This is a genomic window from Nitrospira sp. CR1.1 (assembly GCA_014055465.1).
Taxonomy (GTDB): Bacteria; Nitrospirota; Nitrospiria; order Nitrospirales; family Nitrospiraceae; genus Nitrospira_A.
The window spans coordinates 13,123-27,335 of the sequence record WIAF01000011.1 but is presented as its reverse complement, the minus strand read 5'-3'; the positions used below and the strand labels follow the sequence as shown (position 1 = coordinate 27,335).

The following is a 14,213-nucleotide window of genomic DNA, read 5'->3' as shown; positions in this document are numbered from 1 at the left end:
GGTGCGTTCGTCGGCTGCGGCCTTGCCGGACAACGTTTTGAGTCGCCTGCTGAAATGCGGGAACCGTCGGGCAGTTTTCTTGTTTAGGAGGCCTCAAGTCGTGCGTTGCTTGCGGCTTTGTCGAAACGCCGTGGTGAACATTTCGCAGTCAAGAAGGGATTGGATGGGAGTCTATGCTGAATACGCTTTCGTTGCTTCACGGGCTCCGGTTCATCGATAGCTTCTTTCCATCCGGGGGCTATGCCTACTCGTCGGGGTTGGAGGCCGCGGTTCAAGGAGGCGCGGTGCGGACCGGCGACCAACTCTCCCAGTATGTGGAACAGATGTTCCGGCATGGCGTGGCGCGGCGAGAGGCTGTCGCCGTGGGGATCGCTCATGAGGCGGTGCTGCGTAACGACGTCCAAATGGCGCTGGCTATCGATCATGAATTGCATGCGATGAAACTCGGGCAAGAGTCGCGAGTGGGAAGTCAGCAGATGGGCCGTCAGGTGATGAAGATTGCGGCGGAACCGCCGGCCGCGCATGCGGTCCTCAAAGATTTTTATGCGGCGATGAAGACCGATCGGACGCCGGGCCATTTCCCTGTGGCGCTGGGGATGACGCTGGCTGATGCAGGATGGGACAGAGGGGAAACCATCGCCGCATTCTGCTATCAGACGGCGATCGGGTTTGTATCTGCCGCGCTGAAACTTCTGCCGATGGGCCAGCGAGAGGGGCAGCATTTGTTGGAGCGCTGGACACCCCTGTTCGACGAATGTGCCAAGGACGCAACAGAGGCGACCTCGATGACCGCATGGTCGCCGGTGCAGGATATTTACGGCATGCGCCACAGTCGTCTGGAGTCGCGGCTCTTTCGATCCTGAATTCAGAGGAGGCGCCCGACGAGATGCTTCATGCGATACGGATGATGAGGGACGAATACCATGCATCGTGATGACGAACATTTTTGCGGATCTGGCCGCACGACCGACGCGCGGGCAAAGGGTATTCCGATTATCGGGATCGGCGGCCCGGTCGGCTCCGGCAAGACGGCGCTGGTGGAGGCGCTCTGTTTGAAATTGCGCGACCGCTATAGTCTGGCGGTGGTGACCAACGATATTTTTACGAAGGAAGACGCGGAGTTTTTGACCAGACGGGGCGCCTTGCCGCAGGACCGTATTCTCGGCGTGGAAACCGGAGGCTGCCCCCACACGGCGATTCGCGAAGACGCATCCCATAATCAGGCGGCGCTCGACGATTTGTTGAAGCGGCATCCGAACGTGGAATTGATGTTCGTGGAAAGCGGGGGCGACAACCTGGCTGCCACCTTCAGCCCTGAACTGGTCGATCGCGTCATCTACGTGATCGACGTCGCCGCCGGCGATAAGATTCCACGCAAGGGCGGGCCGGGGATTACTCGGTCTGATTTGCTGGTGATCAACAAAATCGATCTCGCACCGCACGTCGGCGCGGATCTGGCCGTGATGGATCGCGACAGCAGGAAAATGCGCGGCGCGCTGCCCGTTGTCTTCACCAACTTGCATACGGGCGATGGGTTGGACCGCGTCATCGCGTGGATCGAGCAGACCCTTCCCTTACACGCGCATCCTCACTGAGGGACCGAAGCGCCCATGCCGCCGTTGCTTTCGAACCAATCCGCCATGGCGGACATCGGGCGGGTCGGCTGCCTGGATCTCCGTTATCGGCGCGAGGGGCCGCGCACGATCCTCACCGCATCCCGCTGCTCTACTCCCTGGCATTTCTTTCCCCCTGCCTATTTGGATGACAGCGGCTGCGCCTTCACGTCTTTGGTGAACCCGTCGGGCGGATTCGTGGCCGGTGACGACCTCTCGATTCATGCCGCACTGGAAGAGGGGGCGCACGTGGTCATGACGACACCTTCTGCCAATCGCGTGTATCGTTCTGTGAGTGAAGAGTCCAGGCAGTCCGTCACCCTTTCCGTTGCGCCGGATGCCGTCATCGAGTGGTTTCCGGAGGTCACCATCCCGTTCGCGGGCTCACGTTTTATTCAGACCCTGACGGTCATGTTGGCCAAGGGCGCGACGGCGCTGATCTGGGACAGTCTCGCGTCCGGCCGTGTGGCGCGAGGAGAACGCTGGGCCTTCACCTCGTTGCGCAATGAGATTCACCTCACCACGGCGTCCGGCGCGCGATTGCTGGAGCGATACCATGTCAGGCCGGAACAGGAACCGGCTGCAGTTGGCTTGGTGTCCGCATATGACTATGTCGCATCGTTCTTCGTGGTGAGTGATGCCATCGATCCGACACGGTGGCCGGCAGTACGCGAGACGGTGGCCGGAATACTGGACTCATTGGGTAGCGATCTTCTGGGTGGAGTGACGGAGCCGCCTGTTCCTGGATTGGCCGTCAAATTGGTGGCCCGCTCGTCTGAAGCGCTGGCAAAGGTGGAGGAACTCTTGTGGGACACAACCAGACGCGAAGTCCTCGGTCTGGCAAGACCGGCGCTTCGACATTATTAGACGAATGGTGAAGGTCGTCTTGTGATGATCGTCCGGATGTGTCGTTAAGGTGTGGGCGCCGTTTTGCGAGGGGACGTCTTTGGTTTTGGCTTTGGTGCGGCGGATTCTTTTTCTGCGAGTTGTCGTCGCAACGATTCCAGTTCCGCCTTGAGTTGCTGGAGTTCCTGAGCCTGTTTGACGACCAGGTCCTTCGTCGCCCGCAGTTCCTGTTGCGCGTCGCTCTGTTCGGATGCGGGAGAGACCGGAAGAGGCGCGACTGTAGCGACTGGTGTCTGCGCGGCTCGGGTAGGAACGGTAGCGGGAAGCTGATTGAGGGCGTCGAGCGAAACGGCGAGGTGTGGATGCTCCGGTTCGATAATCATCCAGGACTGCGGCACATCGTGCCGCACGAGCGCCTCTAAAGGCGTAAAGGACAAGGCGAGCGCCGCCGGTCTGGTCTTGCTTTGACCCTGCGAGGCACGATAGTGAGAGAGACTGACCCGGAGGGTCGTCCCATGCAGATAGAGCGTGCCCTGGGTTAGGAGTCCGTCATCTTGCATAGTGAACCGCACTCGTTGGTCCGGCTGGGCCTGCGACAGGGCACGGATGATGAGCGGGGTGAAAAAATCTACTTCTTCCTGAGAAAACAGCGGATATTGCTCTGGTGCCGGTGCGGCGCCTGGCCGGTCGAGGCCTGAGATGGACAGCCCGGAAAGCAGGCGTGAGATGACCGATGCCGACACCGTGGCCGGATGGGACGCCTGAAAGGCGCTTTGAGGGCTGCCGTATCTGGCGGTGGTCCCACGGTTGGCCAGGCGTTCAAGCGTGACGGTCCCTAATGGCCCCTCCCCGACGGACGTCAGCGGGGAGATGGCGCTGCAGGCGACCAGAAGCAGGCATGGAAGGACCATCAGCCAGGCTTTCCAAAGCCGAAGAGGTTGTCCTGCGGACGACATCAGTTGTTGAATCACACCGCGCATGGGGCGGGATTGTATCATAGACCGGCCTCCTGGCTGCGGGGGATTTCACGCCAACCCCGCCCGTATTGGTTGACAGTCGATTCCGGCTGGTGCTATATGATCGCCAGCTTTTCCAGGGACAACGGAGTCTCAGGAGGCTATCCCTTATAGAGATGGCGCAGGACAACGACGTCCTCTGGTCCACCGGTCCGGTGGGTCCGAGGACTTTTTTTTTGAGCAGCATGCTGAAAACCGCCGCCCGCTTCGTTCTCGCTGATTCGGATCTTCGACGTACGACTTCAGTACGCCTCAGATCCTCATTGCGCTGCGGCCTTGCGGGACGACGGTTTTGAGCATGCTGCGTGAAATGTCTCGGATCTCTGAATTGCCAAGGCTTGGTGAATACTGATGCGGTTCTTGCGCATGGCCATGGCCCAGATCAATCCGACCGTCGGCGACCTTGCTGGGAATACGGCGCTGATCAAGGCCTGGATCAAGGACGCTCGCCGTGCGAAGGCTGACCTTGTGGCGTTTCCCGAACTGGCCATCACCGGGTACCCGCCTGAGGATCTACTGTTCAAGCCCCGCTTTATCGAAGACACCCACCGCGCGTTGAAAGCGGTGGCGGCGGAAGCTCACGGGTTGGTGGTGGTGGTGGGGTATGTCGGACGGGAGGCGACGGGAGCAACTTCGTCGGAGTCCTCTGCTTTCTCGCCGGCCGGGCGGCATGATCTCTACAATGCAGCCGCTGTGCTGTATGAGCGCCGCGTGGTCGCCAACTACTGCAAGCGCTTGTTGCCGAACTATGGCGTCTTTGATGAGAGCCGGTATTTCCGTCCCGGCACGCGCCTGCCGTTGCTGGTTCTGAATGGCACGACGATTGGGGTGAACATTTGCGAGGATATCTGGTCTCCCGAGGGGCCGACGCGTGCGCAGGCTGCGGCGGGCGCCGAGGTGATCGTGAATATCAACGCCTCGCCGTTCCACGTCGGCAAGAGCCGCCTGCGCGAGCAGGTATTGGCCACCCGGGCGCGCGAGAATCGCGTGGTGGTGACCTATACCAACACGGTGGGCGGGCAGGACGAGCTGGTGTTCGACGGCTGCAGCCTGATCGTGGATCAGACCGGCGAGGTGGTCGCGCGCGGAAAGTCTTTTGAGCAAGACCTTCTGATTGGGGATCTCGATATCGCGGCCGTGGGACGAGTGCGACAAGGCGAACGGCGCACAAAGCCCTTGCCGCCACGTGTAGCCGCGCTGGTGGAGCGGGTTGCGGTGCGGGTGCCGGCGAGGAAGTCATCGTCGATCGTGGTCCCGGCCTTGGAATCGCCGTTGGATCGGCTCGAGGAAGCCTATCGCGCGTTGGTCCTGGGTGTGCGGGATTATGTGCGAAAAAACGGGTTCAAGCGGGTCGTCATCGGTTTGAGCGGCGGCATCGACTCGGCTCTCACGGCCGTCATCGCGGTGGATGCGGTCGGCGCGGAACATGTCCTCGGGGTGTTCATGCCGTCGCCCTACACGTCGCGGGCTAGTCGCGAGGATGTGGCCGACCTCGCCCGGCGTCTGTGCATCCAGGTGGAAACCCTCTCAATCACGGCGACCTTCAACAGTTATCTCCGGACGCTGTCTAAGCCATTCTCCGGGCACCGTCCCGACACCACCGAAGAGAATTTGCAGGCTCGGATCAGGGGCAATCTGCTCATGGCCTATTCCAACAAATTCGGCCACCTGGTCCTGACCACCGGGAACAAGAGCGAAATGAGCGTCGGCTACGCCACCCTCTATGGCGACATGGCGGGGGGATTTGCGGTGATCAAGGATGTACCCAAGACCATGGTCTATGAACTCTCGCATCTGCGAAATCTGAGCGGACCGGAGCCGGTGATTCCAAAACGCGTGCTGGAGCGGCCTCCGACCGCAGAGTTGCGACCGGATCAAAAAGATGAAGACAGTTTGCCGCCCTATCCGGTGCTGGATCCCATCTTGAAGGCCTATGTGGAGGAGGATCGCGCCCTCGAGGACATCGTGGCCATGGGATTTGATCGGGAAACAGTGGCACGTGTGATGGTGATGGTGGATCGCAGTGAGTATAAGCGCAGGCAAGCGCCGCTCGGCATCAAGATCACGCATCGGGCATTCGGCAAGGATCGGCGAATGCCGATCACCAACGGGTATCGGTAGGCAGCAGCATCCCGACCGACAACGACGTCGGTCAGCAACACTGGCAATGGCGCCAGAGAGACGGAACTTCCAGATCGTTGGGCACGATGGTCTGGGAGCGGGTTACTTTCACTTATTCTCTCCTTGGAGGCGTCATGAATATGCTGGTTGGGCGACAAGCGCGGGCGTGGGTGTTGGGGTTGGCATTGATGACAGGTGGCGGGGGAGGCGCTCTTGGCGAGGCGCAAGCCGCAACAACGGACGACTTGATGGACACCACCAAACACCCGGTGTCGGTGACGATGGCGATGCAGGCCGACAGTTTCTTCGGGTTCAATCCATCTATTTATGGCACCTACGGTCTGACCGACAACATCGCGCTCGCCTTTAACTTCACCTATTGGACCATGATCAGCGGTGTGGGGGTACATGACAATGCCCCCTGGCTCGAAACGGACGTGGGTCTCAATTTTACGTTCCTGGAAAAACGTCTGTCCGTCACGCCCATGATCGGCTTTGTGCATGGCAGTTTGTTGTCGTCCCGCGGCGGGTTCTTCCCGAACGGCGGCGGCAGCATCAACGAGAGAACCACGGCCTTTGAGGGCGCGGTTCCGAACATTATCGCCAACTATATCGACAACCGTTTCGAAGGCGAGTTCTACATGGGCTACTACAAGGCCATCCGGAGTGAAGGGGGAAGCGGAGGCGGCGGTGCGACCGGGTGCAGTGGACTCGTCGACACGAATTGCTTGGGCGCCAGTCAGACCGGCGGCCGGGGAACCTGGGACTTCCTGCACTATTGGGTGAGTGCCGGCGTACGCATGAACAGCATGTGGTCTGTTGGAGCACACTATGAGCATTTGCTGACAACGCGTGACAGCAGTGCGCCCGGGGCGGCGCAGGACTATTATCGCTGGATTGGTCCGTATGTCGAAATGAAGCTGCCGGGGAACATGGCGTTCCGGTTCACGGCCGGGAAAGATCTGACAGACAATCAGGATTTTTATAAGCTGAAGTTCACGAAGACGTTTTAAGCTTCTGCCTGGGCCTCTTCCTGAGCACGGTGACGGAGGAGGCCTCTTGGCAGGCAGCGTAGCCGAAGGAGGACAGCGTGAAGGCATCGGCACAGTGGAAAACGTGCATCGTGAGTTTGGCAGGGGCACTCACCTTGATGTCGGGATTGGGGGCCGAGCTGGCCTGGGCGGAGGATGCGCCGCTCAAAGTCGACAGCGGCGATACGGCATGGGTTCTGGTCTCATCCGCCTTCGTGCTGGCCATGTTGATGCCTGGTCTTGCCCTGTTTTATGGCGGACTCGTACGCACCAAAAACGTGCTCGGGACGATCATGCAGAGCGTCATGATTTTAGGCGTGGTCAGCCTGTTATGGATTGTATTCGGTTATAGCCTGGCCTTCGGGCCGGACAAAGGCGGGGTTATCGGCGGGCTGGACTGGATCGGTCTCAGCGGGGTGGGGAGCGTGCCGCACGCGGTGTATGGCCCGACAATTCCGCACCAGGCCTTTATGCTCTTTCAGTTGATGTTTGCCGCCATCGCGCCGGCGCTGATCACCGGCGCCTTTGCCGAACGCAAACGGTTTACCTCGGTCGTATTGTTTGCCGCCATGTGGTCGGTCCTCGTATACGTGCCGCTGGCCCATTGGATCTGGGGTGGCGGATGGCTCGCTCAGCTGGGGGCCTTGGACTTTGCCGGCGGCGCAGTGATCCACATCAGCTCCGGGGCGGCGGCGCTGATCTGCGCCATCGTATTGGGGAAACGCCGAGGATATGGAACGGATTACATGGCGCCCCACAATTTGCCGATGACCTTGCTTGGAACCGGATTTCTATGGTTCGGCTGGTTTGGATTTAACGGGGGAAGCGCGCTGGGGGCGAACGGCGTGGCGGTCTCGGCCGTTCTTGCGACACATGCGGCGGCGTGCATGGGAGCCATTTCCTGGTGCGGCGCGGAATGGATGCATCGCGGAAAACCCACGGTGCTGGGAGTGGCCAGCGGCGCGGTGGCCGGCCTGGCGACGGTCACGCCTGCAGCGGGGTATATCGGCCCCATGTCCGCCATCCTCATCGGTCTGGTCGCCGGGATGTCCTGCTACGCGGCGATTGTCTGGAAGGGGCGATTCGGCTATGATGACTCGCTTGATGTCGTGGGGATCCACGGAGTCGGGGGGGTGATTGGAGTGCTGGCGACAGGTCTCTTCGCCAGCAAAGTCGTCAATCCCGGAGGCGCCGACGGGCTCTTTTTCGGCAATCCCGGTTTGTTCGGCATCCAACTCTTGGTTGTGGTGGTCACGACGGTCTTCTCGCTGGTCGGCACCTTTGCCATCCTCAAATTGGTCGATGCGATGACAGGGCTGCGGGTTTCACCCGAAGAGGAAGCGACCGGTCTGGATTTGAGTCAACATAACGAACGCGCCTATTCGTGATTTGACGCCATCGACTGGGGGCGGTCGGCGATCTCAGGAGGCAAGGATGAAACTAATCGAAGCCATCGTCAAACCGTTCAAGCTCGATGAAGTGAAGGACGCTCTGCTCGAAATCGGGATTCAGGGCATGACCGTCACGGAGGTCAAGGGCTTCGGCCGGCAGAAGGGGCACAAGGAAACCTATCGCGGCCAGGAGTACACCATTGAATTCGTGCCCAAGGTCAAAATTGAAGTGGCGGTGAATGACGGGCAGGTTCAGCGCGTGCTCGAAACCATTACGCGCGCGGCGAAAACGGGCAGCATTGGGGACGGCAAAATATTCGTGCGGGATCTGACGTCCGCCGTCAGGATCCGGACCGGTGAAACGGGAGAAAGCGCGCTCTAAGTATGTCGCAGGCGTTGGACGCGGATTCCCATATGGTGCACGACGCGGCTTCCATGGCGGTGGCCCAACTGCTGGCTGACCAACGCCAGGCGATTCAGCAGCGGTTGTTGGCCGGGGCGTCCGGCGATGAAGTGGTCGCAGCCACGACGGATCTGGTCGATGGCGTGATCGTTGGCCGGTACCGGACCGCGGCACGGACCGGCGGCGAGGCGCTGACGACCGCAGGGTTTCAGCATTGCTGCCTTGTGGCCATCGGGGGCTACGGGCGGCGGGAATTGGCGCCGCACTCCGATATCGATCTGATGTTCCTCTTTCACCAGGATGCAGCCAAGGTGATTCCTGAACTGGTGAAGCAGGTGCTGCATCCGCTCTGGGATATCGGATTTCAGGTCGGTCATAGCGTGCGAACCATTCAGGACTGCCTTGATTTAGGCTTGGCCGATCTGACGGTCCGTACGTCCATGATGGAGGCCCGGTTTCTTGCGGGAAGCCCCGAGCTGTTTCAGCAGTTTCATGCGCGGTATGTCCGCAAAGTCGTGTCGAGCGGCTTCGATGGGTATCTCGAGCAGAAGGTGGCCGAACGGCAGCGTGAGTACCAGAAGTTCGGCGAGACGGTGTACCTGCTGGAGCCGAACGTCAAGAAAAGCAAAGGCGGCTTGCGCGACCTGCACCTCCTGCAATGGATTGGATCTGCGCGATTTCAGGCGCCCACCATCCGGGAATTGTCCGACCGGGGCATTCTGTCTCAAGCGGATTATCGCGCGATCAAAGAAGCGCGTGAGTTTTTGCTGCGGGTCCGTTCATTTCTGCATATTCGCGCCGGCATGGCCCAGGAAATTCTGACGTTTGATGAGCAGGTCTGGTTGGCCAAACACTGGGGCTTTGCCGATCAGCCGCATTTGCTCGCGGTTGAGCAGTTCATGCAGCAATATTACCGGCATACCATGGGGCTGCATGCGGCCTTGATGCGATTTGTCGAGCGCTGTCGCCGCCGCTCGCTGTGGCAGCAACTCGTACGATGGCTGCCGTCTCCTCGAATCGAGCAGTATTTCGCCGTCGATGGCGAAGCGTTGACCGTACCGGTGGAACTGCGTTCCCAGGTGCTGGCGCAGCCGTCCTTGCTCCTGACCCTGTTTAATCTGGCCCGATCGCGCAAGTTGAGCATCGATCCGGCTCTCCTGGAAGATATTCACCGGCATGCCGAGACGTTGTCCGTCGAGCAATTCCACACGCCGGAAACGGGCCGTACCTTTTTATCGATTCTGGCGGGCCCCGGGACGGCGCGGGCGTTGGAGGCTATGCACCGCGCGCATTTGTTGGAGAAACTCGTGCCGGCCTTCTCGCGTGTGCGCGGACTGATGCAATTCAATCAATATCACAAGTACACGGTTGATGAGCATAGCCTGTTGGCCGTGGCGAAGGCCGAAGCTCTTGCCGATCATGCCGGTGTGCTCGGAGAGGTGTATCGGGAGATTAAGCGGAAAGATCTGCTCCATCTGGCCCTGCTCCTTCACGATCTGGGCAAGGGCCACGAAGAAGACCATAGTGAAGTCGGGAAGCGGTTGGCAGAAGAAACCGCGGTGCGCCTGGGGTTCGATGAGCGGGAGTCGCGCACGTTGGTCATGCTGGTCCATCGGCATTTGTTGATGGCGCACACGGCTTTTCGACGCGACCCCTATGATGAAAAAGTGTTGTTGCCCTTCGCGCGTGAAGTCGGCACGCCGGAAGTCTTGCGCAAATTGCTAGCTCTGACCGCCGCGGACATCGCCGCCGTCGGCCCGGATGTGCTGACGAAATGGAAAGAGTCTCTCTTGGTCGAACTGTATCTGCGAGCCATGCAGGAAGTCTCCGGCGAGCGCGAGACGGCCGATGAGCCGCAGCGGCTGGCACGGATCGCTGACGACGTGGTGGCACAGTCCCATGGGGTTCAGGATCTGTCACGTGACAAGGCCTGGATCAGCTCGGAACTCGAACAGTTCCCACTGCGGTATGCCTACGGCACGAGTCCGCGTCGCATTGCCGTTCACCTGGGCGCCATCCGCCGTTTGCAGGATGGCGGGGTAGTGGTGGAGACGGAATTTAACGCACCCTTAGGCACATGTGAATATGCCGTGATTGCGCATAATGATGTGATCCCCGGATTGTTTTCCAAGATTGCCGGGGTGATGGCGGGAGGCGGGTTGCAGATTCTGGACGCGCAGATCGTGACCAGAAAAGATGGCGTGGTTGTCGATACCTTCCAGGTCGCCGACCCGGACTATCAGGGCGAGCCTCCCATGGAGCGGCGCGAGTCGATCGCGGCGACGATCACGGAGGTGTTGACCGGCCGGCAGGCCATCGAGGCGGTGATGCAGCGCGGGGCCAGGCTGAGCCTGGGGCGCTCGTTACCCGTGCACCGGCAGCCGGCGGAAGTGCGGATCGACAACGAGACCTCCGACCGGTTTACGATTCTTGATGTTTTTGCGGATGATCGGCAGGGATTGTTGTACATTATCACGAACGCCATTTTTCAATTGGGCTTGTCGGTGCATGCGTCCCGGATTTCCACCCGGCTCGATCAGGTGGCCGACGTGTTTTACGTGACGGGTATGGAGGGGAAAAAGGTGGAAGAGGCCGGCCGTCTGGAAACCATCCGGGCGTCGATCCTTAATGAGATTGAGCTGTTTCTCGGAGCTCATGCGGCGTAAACAACAAGGTGCGGGGAGTTCTTTTATCGGCGGTTGAAAGGAGGAGGGGATGAACGTTCGTGAGGTGTTAGATTTTGCAAAGAAGAATAAGGTCCAGGTCGTGGACATGAAGTTCGTGGACCTGATCGGCACCTGGCAGCATTTTACGATTCCTGTCAGTGAGCTGACCGAGGGCCTGTTCAAGGATGGCTCCGGGCTCGATGGTTCGTCGATTCGTGGTTGGAGAGCGATCAACAACAGCGACATGCTGCTCGTGCCGGACCCGACAACCGCCTGCATGGATCCCTTTTGCTCCGTGCCCACATTGAGCCTGATCGGGAATGTAGTCGATCCGATCACGCGTGAAATGTATGACCGCGATCCGCGGTTCATCGCCCAGAAGGCGGAAAAGTATCTCCAGAGCACCAAGATCGGCGACACCTCCTACTGGGGGCCGGAAGCCGAGTTCTTCATTTTCGACCATGCCCGCTACGACCAGACGAATCACAGCGCCTACTACTACATCGATTCCGACGAGGGCGTCTGGAACATGGGCCAGGACGGCGTCAACCTGGGCGGCAAGATCCGCCACAAGGAAGGCTATTTTCCTGTCCCGCCGACGGATACGCAGCAGGACATCCGCACGGAAATGATCTTGGAAATGGAAAAGGCCGGCATTGCAACGGAGAAGCATCACCACGAAGTGGCGACGGCTGGCCAGGCGGAAATCGACATTCGCTTCGACAGCCTGTTACGGACGGCGGACAAAATGATGATGTTTAAGTACATCGTTAAGAACGTCGCGCGTCGGCACGGGAAGACGGTGACTTTCATGCCGAAGCCGATTTTCGGCGACAACGGATCGGGCATGCACACCCACCAGAGCATCTGGAAGGACGGCAAGCCGCTGTTTGCCGGGAAGGAGTATGCCGGGGTCTCTCAGATGTGTCTGCACTACATCGGTGGAATTTTGAAGCATGCGCCCGCGCTGGCCGCCTTCACCAATCCGTCAACCAACTCCTATAAGCGGTTGACGCCGGGTTTTGAAGCGCCGGTCTTGTTGGCCTATTCGAGCCGGAACCGGTCGGCCGGTATCCGCATCCCCATGTACTCCCCGAGCCCGAAGGCGAAGCGGATCGAAGTGCGCTTCCCGGATCCGGCGGCCAATCCTTATCTGGCGTTTTCCGCGATGTTGATGGCCGGCCTCGACGGGATCGAGAACAAGATCAATCCTGGAGAGCCGGCAGAAAAGGACCTGTACGATCTCGAAGCCAAGGAAGCCGCCAAGATCCGTACCATGCCGGGCAGCCTGGACGAGGCGCTCAACCACCTGGAGAAGGACCATCAGTTCCTCCTCAAGGGCGGGGTGTTCAGCGAGGATCTCATCGAGTCGTGGATCGGATATAAGCGGACCAAGGAAGTTGATACGATGCGGTTGCGGCCGCATCCGTACGAATTTTTCCTGTATTACGACGTGTAGCCTGCAGCCTCCCCGTCGAGGGAACTTGACGAATCCTGGAGGTGGTGGTATACATGCACTGCGCGGGTGAGAGTGGGCAACGACGCCCGACATCGAACCTGCACCACATACGGTATACGGACAAAGGCGTCCGTCATTCTTTCAAGAGTGGCGGACGCCTTTTTTAATTCCTGCTGACGCTGAAGTCGGCACAGAGCACCGGGCGAGGTCGTCTCAACCTCGCCGAGCAGGACAACGACGTCCTCTTCCCGAGTACGGGATGAGGACGTTTTTTTTGAGCTGTGCGGACATCATGACCACCGAAAGGAGAGTCAGATGCATATAGCGGATCACGAGCGAATCGCGGGGGTGGCAGCCAAGAAGTGGGCGTTTTTAGAACAAGCGCCGGGCGGGTATTTTATCCTGTCGGCTCTAGCCGGGATCTATCTCGGGTTTGGAATTGCGTTGATCTTCAGTCTCGGAGGGCCGTTGGCGGCGGCTGGCTCTCCGGTGGTGAAACTCGTCATGGGCGTGTCCTTCGGTATCGCGTTGACGCTGGTGATTTTTGCCGGGTCTGAGCTGTTCACTGGCAACAACCTCATCGGCACGATCGGAGGTCTGACAAAAAGTCTCACCTGGACGCAAGTCATTCAGCTCAATGCCTGGTCCTGGCTCGGCAATCTGGCGGGTTCGTTGGGGTTGGCGTGGCTTATCGTCCAATCTGGCGTCTTTGCCAAAGGGCCGACGACGGAACTCATCGAGAAAGTGGCCTCAGTCAAAATGTCGCTACCTGCCTGGGAGCTGTTCGTGCGGGGCATTCTCTGCAATTGGCTGATCTGTCTGGCGGTTTGGATGACAGGGCGGACGAACAACGATACGGCGAAGATTCTCCTGATTTTCTGGTGCCTGTTTGCCTTCATCGGTACCGGGTTCGAGCATAGCATCGCCAATCAATCGCTGTTAGGCATGGCGCTGTTTCTGCCGCATGACGCAGCGGTGACTTGGGGGGCGTTTTGGTACAACCAATTGTTTGTTGTGCTGGGGAACCTCGTGGGCGGCGGGTTATTTGTCGGGGGGCTCTATTGGATGGTGAGTCCCTACCGCGTGGCCGAAGCTCCGGTGGCATCGGTCCCCCGGCCGGCCACATCGGCGGTGGTCGGGTCGTAAGGCGGAGTGGCGAGCGTGCATCAGTGCAGGCGGATCAATCACAGGAGGACACGATGGAGAAGGACGCGATGCGGAAGGCGATCAAGGCGCAGCGGTTGAAGAAGAAGGTAACGATTGCCCAGGTGGCCAAAAAGGTCGGGAAGAATCCGACGTTTGTGGCGGCTGCCTTAAACGGCAATCACCGGCTGGCGCCTGCGGAGGCGGCGAAGGTCGGAGTCTTGTTGGGTTTGAATACCGAACAAGTGGCTGCCTTGAGCGCGTTTCCGATACGCGCAGATTTTCCGAATCTGACGGATCCGTTTAAATATCGCCTGATGGAGGTGATCGGTGTCTATGGTGATTCACTGCGGGAGATGGCCAATGAAATGTTCGGCGACGGGATCATGAGCGCCATCGATTTTACGCTGGATATGGAAAAGGTCACCGGCAGTCAGGGGGAAGCCCGCTGCAAGATCACTCTGAACGGCAAGTGGCTCGAATACAAAACGTTCTAATTGACGAACCGCGTGATGCCGCTGAGA

12 protein-coding genes are annotated in these 14,213 nt (G+C 59.6%); 11 read left to right on the top strand and 1 reads right to left on the bottom strand.

The genetic code is table 11. The features are described from left to right. The first annotated feature begins 173 nt into the window (after nt 1-173). Genes GDA65_16600 through GDA65_16590 form a run of 3 tightly spaced genes read left to right on the top strand, consistent with a single transcriptional unit; the run spans nt 174 to nt 2,480 of the window. On the top strand, nt 174-863 hold the full coding sequence (locus GDA65_16600; protein ID MBA5864309.1) for a hypothetical protein: 690 nt from the start codon (nt 174-176) through the stop codon (nt 861-863). Between the two features lie 60 nt (nt 864-923). Continuing rightward, a complete protein-coding gene (gene ureG, locus GDA65_16595) occupies nt 924-1,595 on the top strand; it encodes an urease accessory protein UreG (protein ID MBA5864308.1) in 672 nt (223 codons plus the stop codon). A 15-nt stretch (nt 1,596-1,610) separates the two neighbouring features. Next, complete coding sequence (locus GDA65_16590) at nt 1,611-2,480, top strand: hypothetical protein (protein MBA5864307.1); 870 nt, start codon at nt 1,611-1,613, stop codon at nt 2,478-2,480. A 44-nt stretch (nt 2,481-2,524) separates the two neighbouring features. Here GDA65_16590 and GDA65_16585 read toward each other — a convergent pair whose 3' ends face one another. Then, nucleotides 2,525-3,457, bottom strand: coding sequence for a hypothetical protein (locus GDA65_16585; GenBank protein ID MBA5864306.1), 933 nt, complete (start codon nt 3,455-3,457; stop codon nt 2,525-2,527). 369 nt (nt 3,458-3,826) lie between these two features. On the opposite strand from GDA65_16585, the gene GDA65_16580 reads away from it, so the two are divergent. From GDA65_16580 to cynS, 8 genes are all read left to right on the top strand, one after another. Then, nucleotides 3,827-5,596: an NAD+ synthase gene (locus GDA65_16580; protein MBA5864305.1), complete on the top strand. Its 1,770-nt coding sequence runs from the start codon at nt 3,827-3,829 to the stop codon at nt 5,594-5,596. Nucleotides 5,597-5,730: 134 nt separating this feature from the next. After that, entirely contained in the window at nt 5,731-6,609 is an 879-nt protein-coding gene (locus GDA65_16575) for a hypothetical protein (GenBank protein ID MBA5864304.1), read from the top strand. 137 nt (nt 6,610-6,746) lie between these two features. Beyond that, nucleotides 6,747-8,015: an ammonium transporter gene (gene amt / locus GDA65_16570; GenBank protein ID MBA5864303.1), complete on the top strand. Its 1,269-nt coding sequence runs from the start codon at nt 6,747-6,749 to the stop codon at nt 8,013-8,015. A 46-nt stretch (nt 8,016-8,061) separates the two neighbouring features. Then, nucleotides 8,062-8,400, top strand: coding sequence for a P-II family nitrogen regulator (locus tag GDA65_16565; GenBank protein MBA5864302.1), 339 nt, complete (start codon nt 8,062-8,064; stop codon nt 8,398-8,400). Between the two features lie 2 nt (nt 8,401-8,402). Then, the gene (glnD, locus tag GDA65_16560) at nt 8,403-11,087 is read left to right on the top strand and encodes a [protein-PII] uridylyltransferase (GenBank protein MBA5864301.1); all 2,685 of its coding nucleotides are present in this window, start codon (nt 8,403-8,405) and stop codon (nt 11,085-11,087) included. Between the two features lie 49 nt (nt 11,088-11,136). Then, nucleotides 11,137-12,546, top strand: coding sequence for a type I glutamate--ammonia ligase (gene glnA, locus GDA65_16555; protein MBA5864300.1), 1,410 nt, complete (start codon nt 11,137-11,139; stop codon nt 12,544-12,546). Nucleotides 12,547-12,861: 315 nt separating this feature from the next. After that, nucleotides 12,862-13,692, top strand: coding sequence for a nitrite transporter NirC (locus GDA65_16550; protein ID MBA5864299.1), 831 nt, complete (start codon nt 12,862-12,864; stop codon nt 13,690-13,692). 53 nt (nt 13,693-13,745) lie between these two features. Continuing rightward, entirely contained in the window at nt 13,746-14,186 is a 441-nt protein-coding gene (gene cynS, locus GDA65_16545; protein MBA5864298.1) for a cyanase, read from the top strand. The last annotated feature ends 27 nt before the right edge of the window (nt 14,187-14,213 follow it).

Excerpts from the sequence above, each read along its gene's own strand:
- glnD (MBA5864301.1), top strand. The coding sequence starts at position 8,403 with ATGTCGCAGGCGTTGGACGCGGATTCCCATATGGTGCACGACGCGGCT.
- GDA65_16575 (MBA5864304.1), top strand. The coding sequence starts at position 5,731 with ATGAATATGCTGGTTGGGCGACAAGCGCGGGCGTGGGTGTTGGGGTTG.
- GDA65_16565 (MBA5864302.1), top strand. The coding sequence starts at position 8,062 with ATGAAACTAATCGAAGCCATCGTCAAACCGTTCAAGCTCGATGAAGTG.
- ureG (MBA5864308.1), top strand. The coding sequence starts at position 924 with ATGCATCGTGATGACGAACATTTTTGCGGATCTGGCCGCACGACCGAC.
- glnA (MBA5864300.1), top strand. The coding sequence starts at position 11,137 with ATGAACGTTCGTGAGGTGTTAGATTTTGCAAAGAAGAATAAGGTCCAG.
- GDA65_16585 (MBA5864306.1), bottom strand. The coding sequence starts at position 3,457 with ATGATACAATCCCGCCCCATGCGCGGTGTGATTCAACAACTGATGTCG.
- GDA65_16590 (MBA5864307.1), top strand. The coding sequence starts at position 1,611 with ATGCCGCCGTTGCTTTCGAACCAATCCGCCATGGCGGACATCGGGCGG.
- GDA65_16550 (MBA5864299.1), top strand. The coding sequence starts at position 12,862 with ATGCATATAGCGGATCACGAGCGAATCGCGGGGGTGGCAGCCAAGAAG.
- GDA65_16600 (MBA5864309.1), top strand. The coding sequence starts at position 174 with ATGCTGAATACGCTTTCGTTGCTTCACGGGCTCCGGTTCATCGATAGC.
- GDA65_16580 (MBA5864305.1), top strand. The coding sequence starts at position 3,827 with ATGCGGTTCTTGCGCATGGCCATGGCCCAGATCAATCCGACCGTCGGC.
- amt (MBA5864303.1), top strand. The coding sequence starts at position 6,747 with ATGTCGGGATTGGGGGCCGAGCTGGCCTGGGCGGAGGATGCGCCGCTC.
- cynS (MBA5864298.1), top strand. The coding sequence starts at position 13,746 with ATGGAGAAGGACGCGATGCGGAAGGCGATCAAGGCGCAGCGGTTGAAG.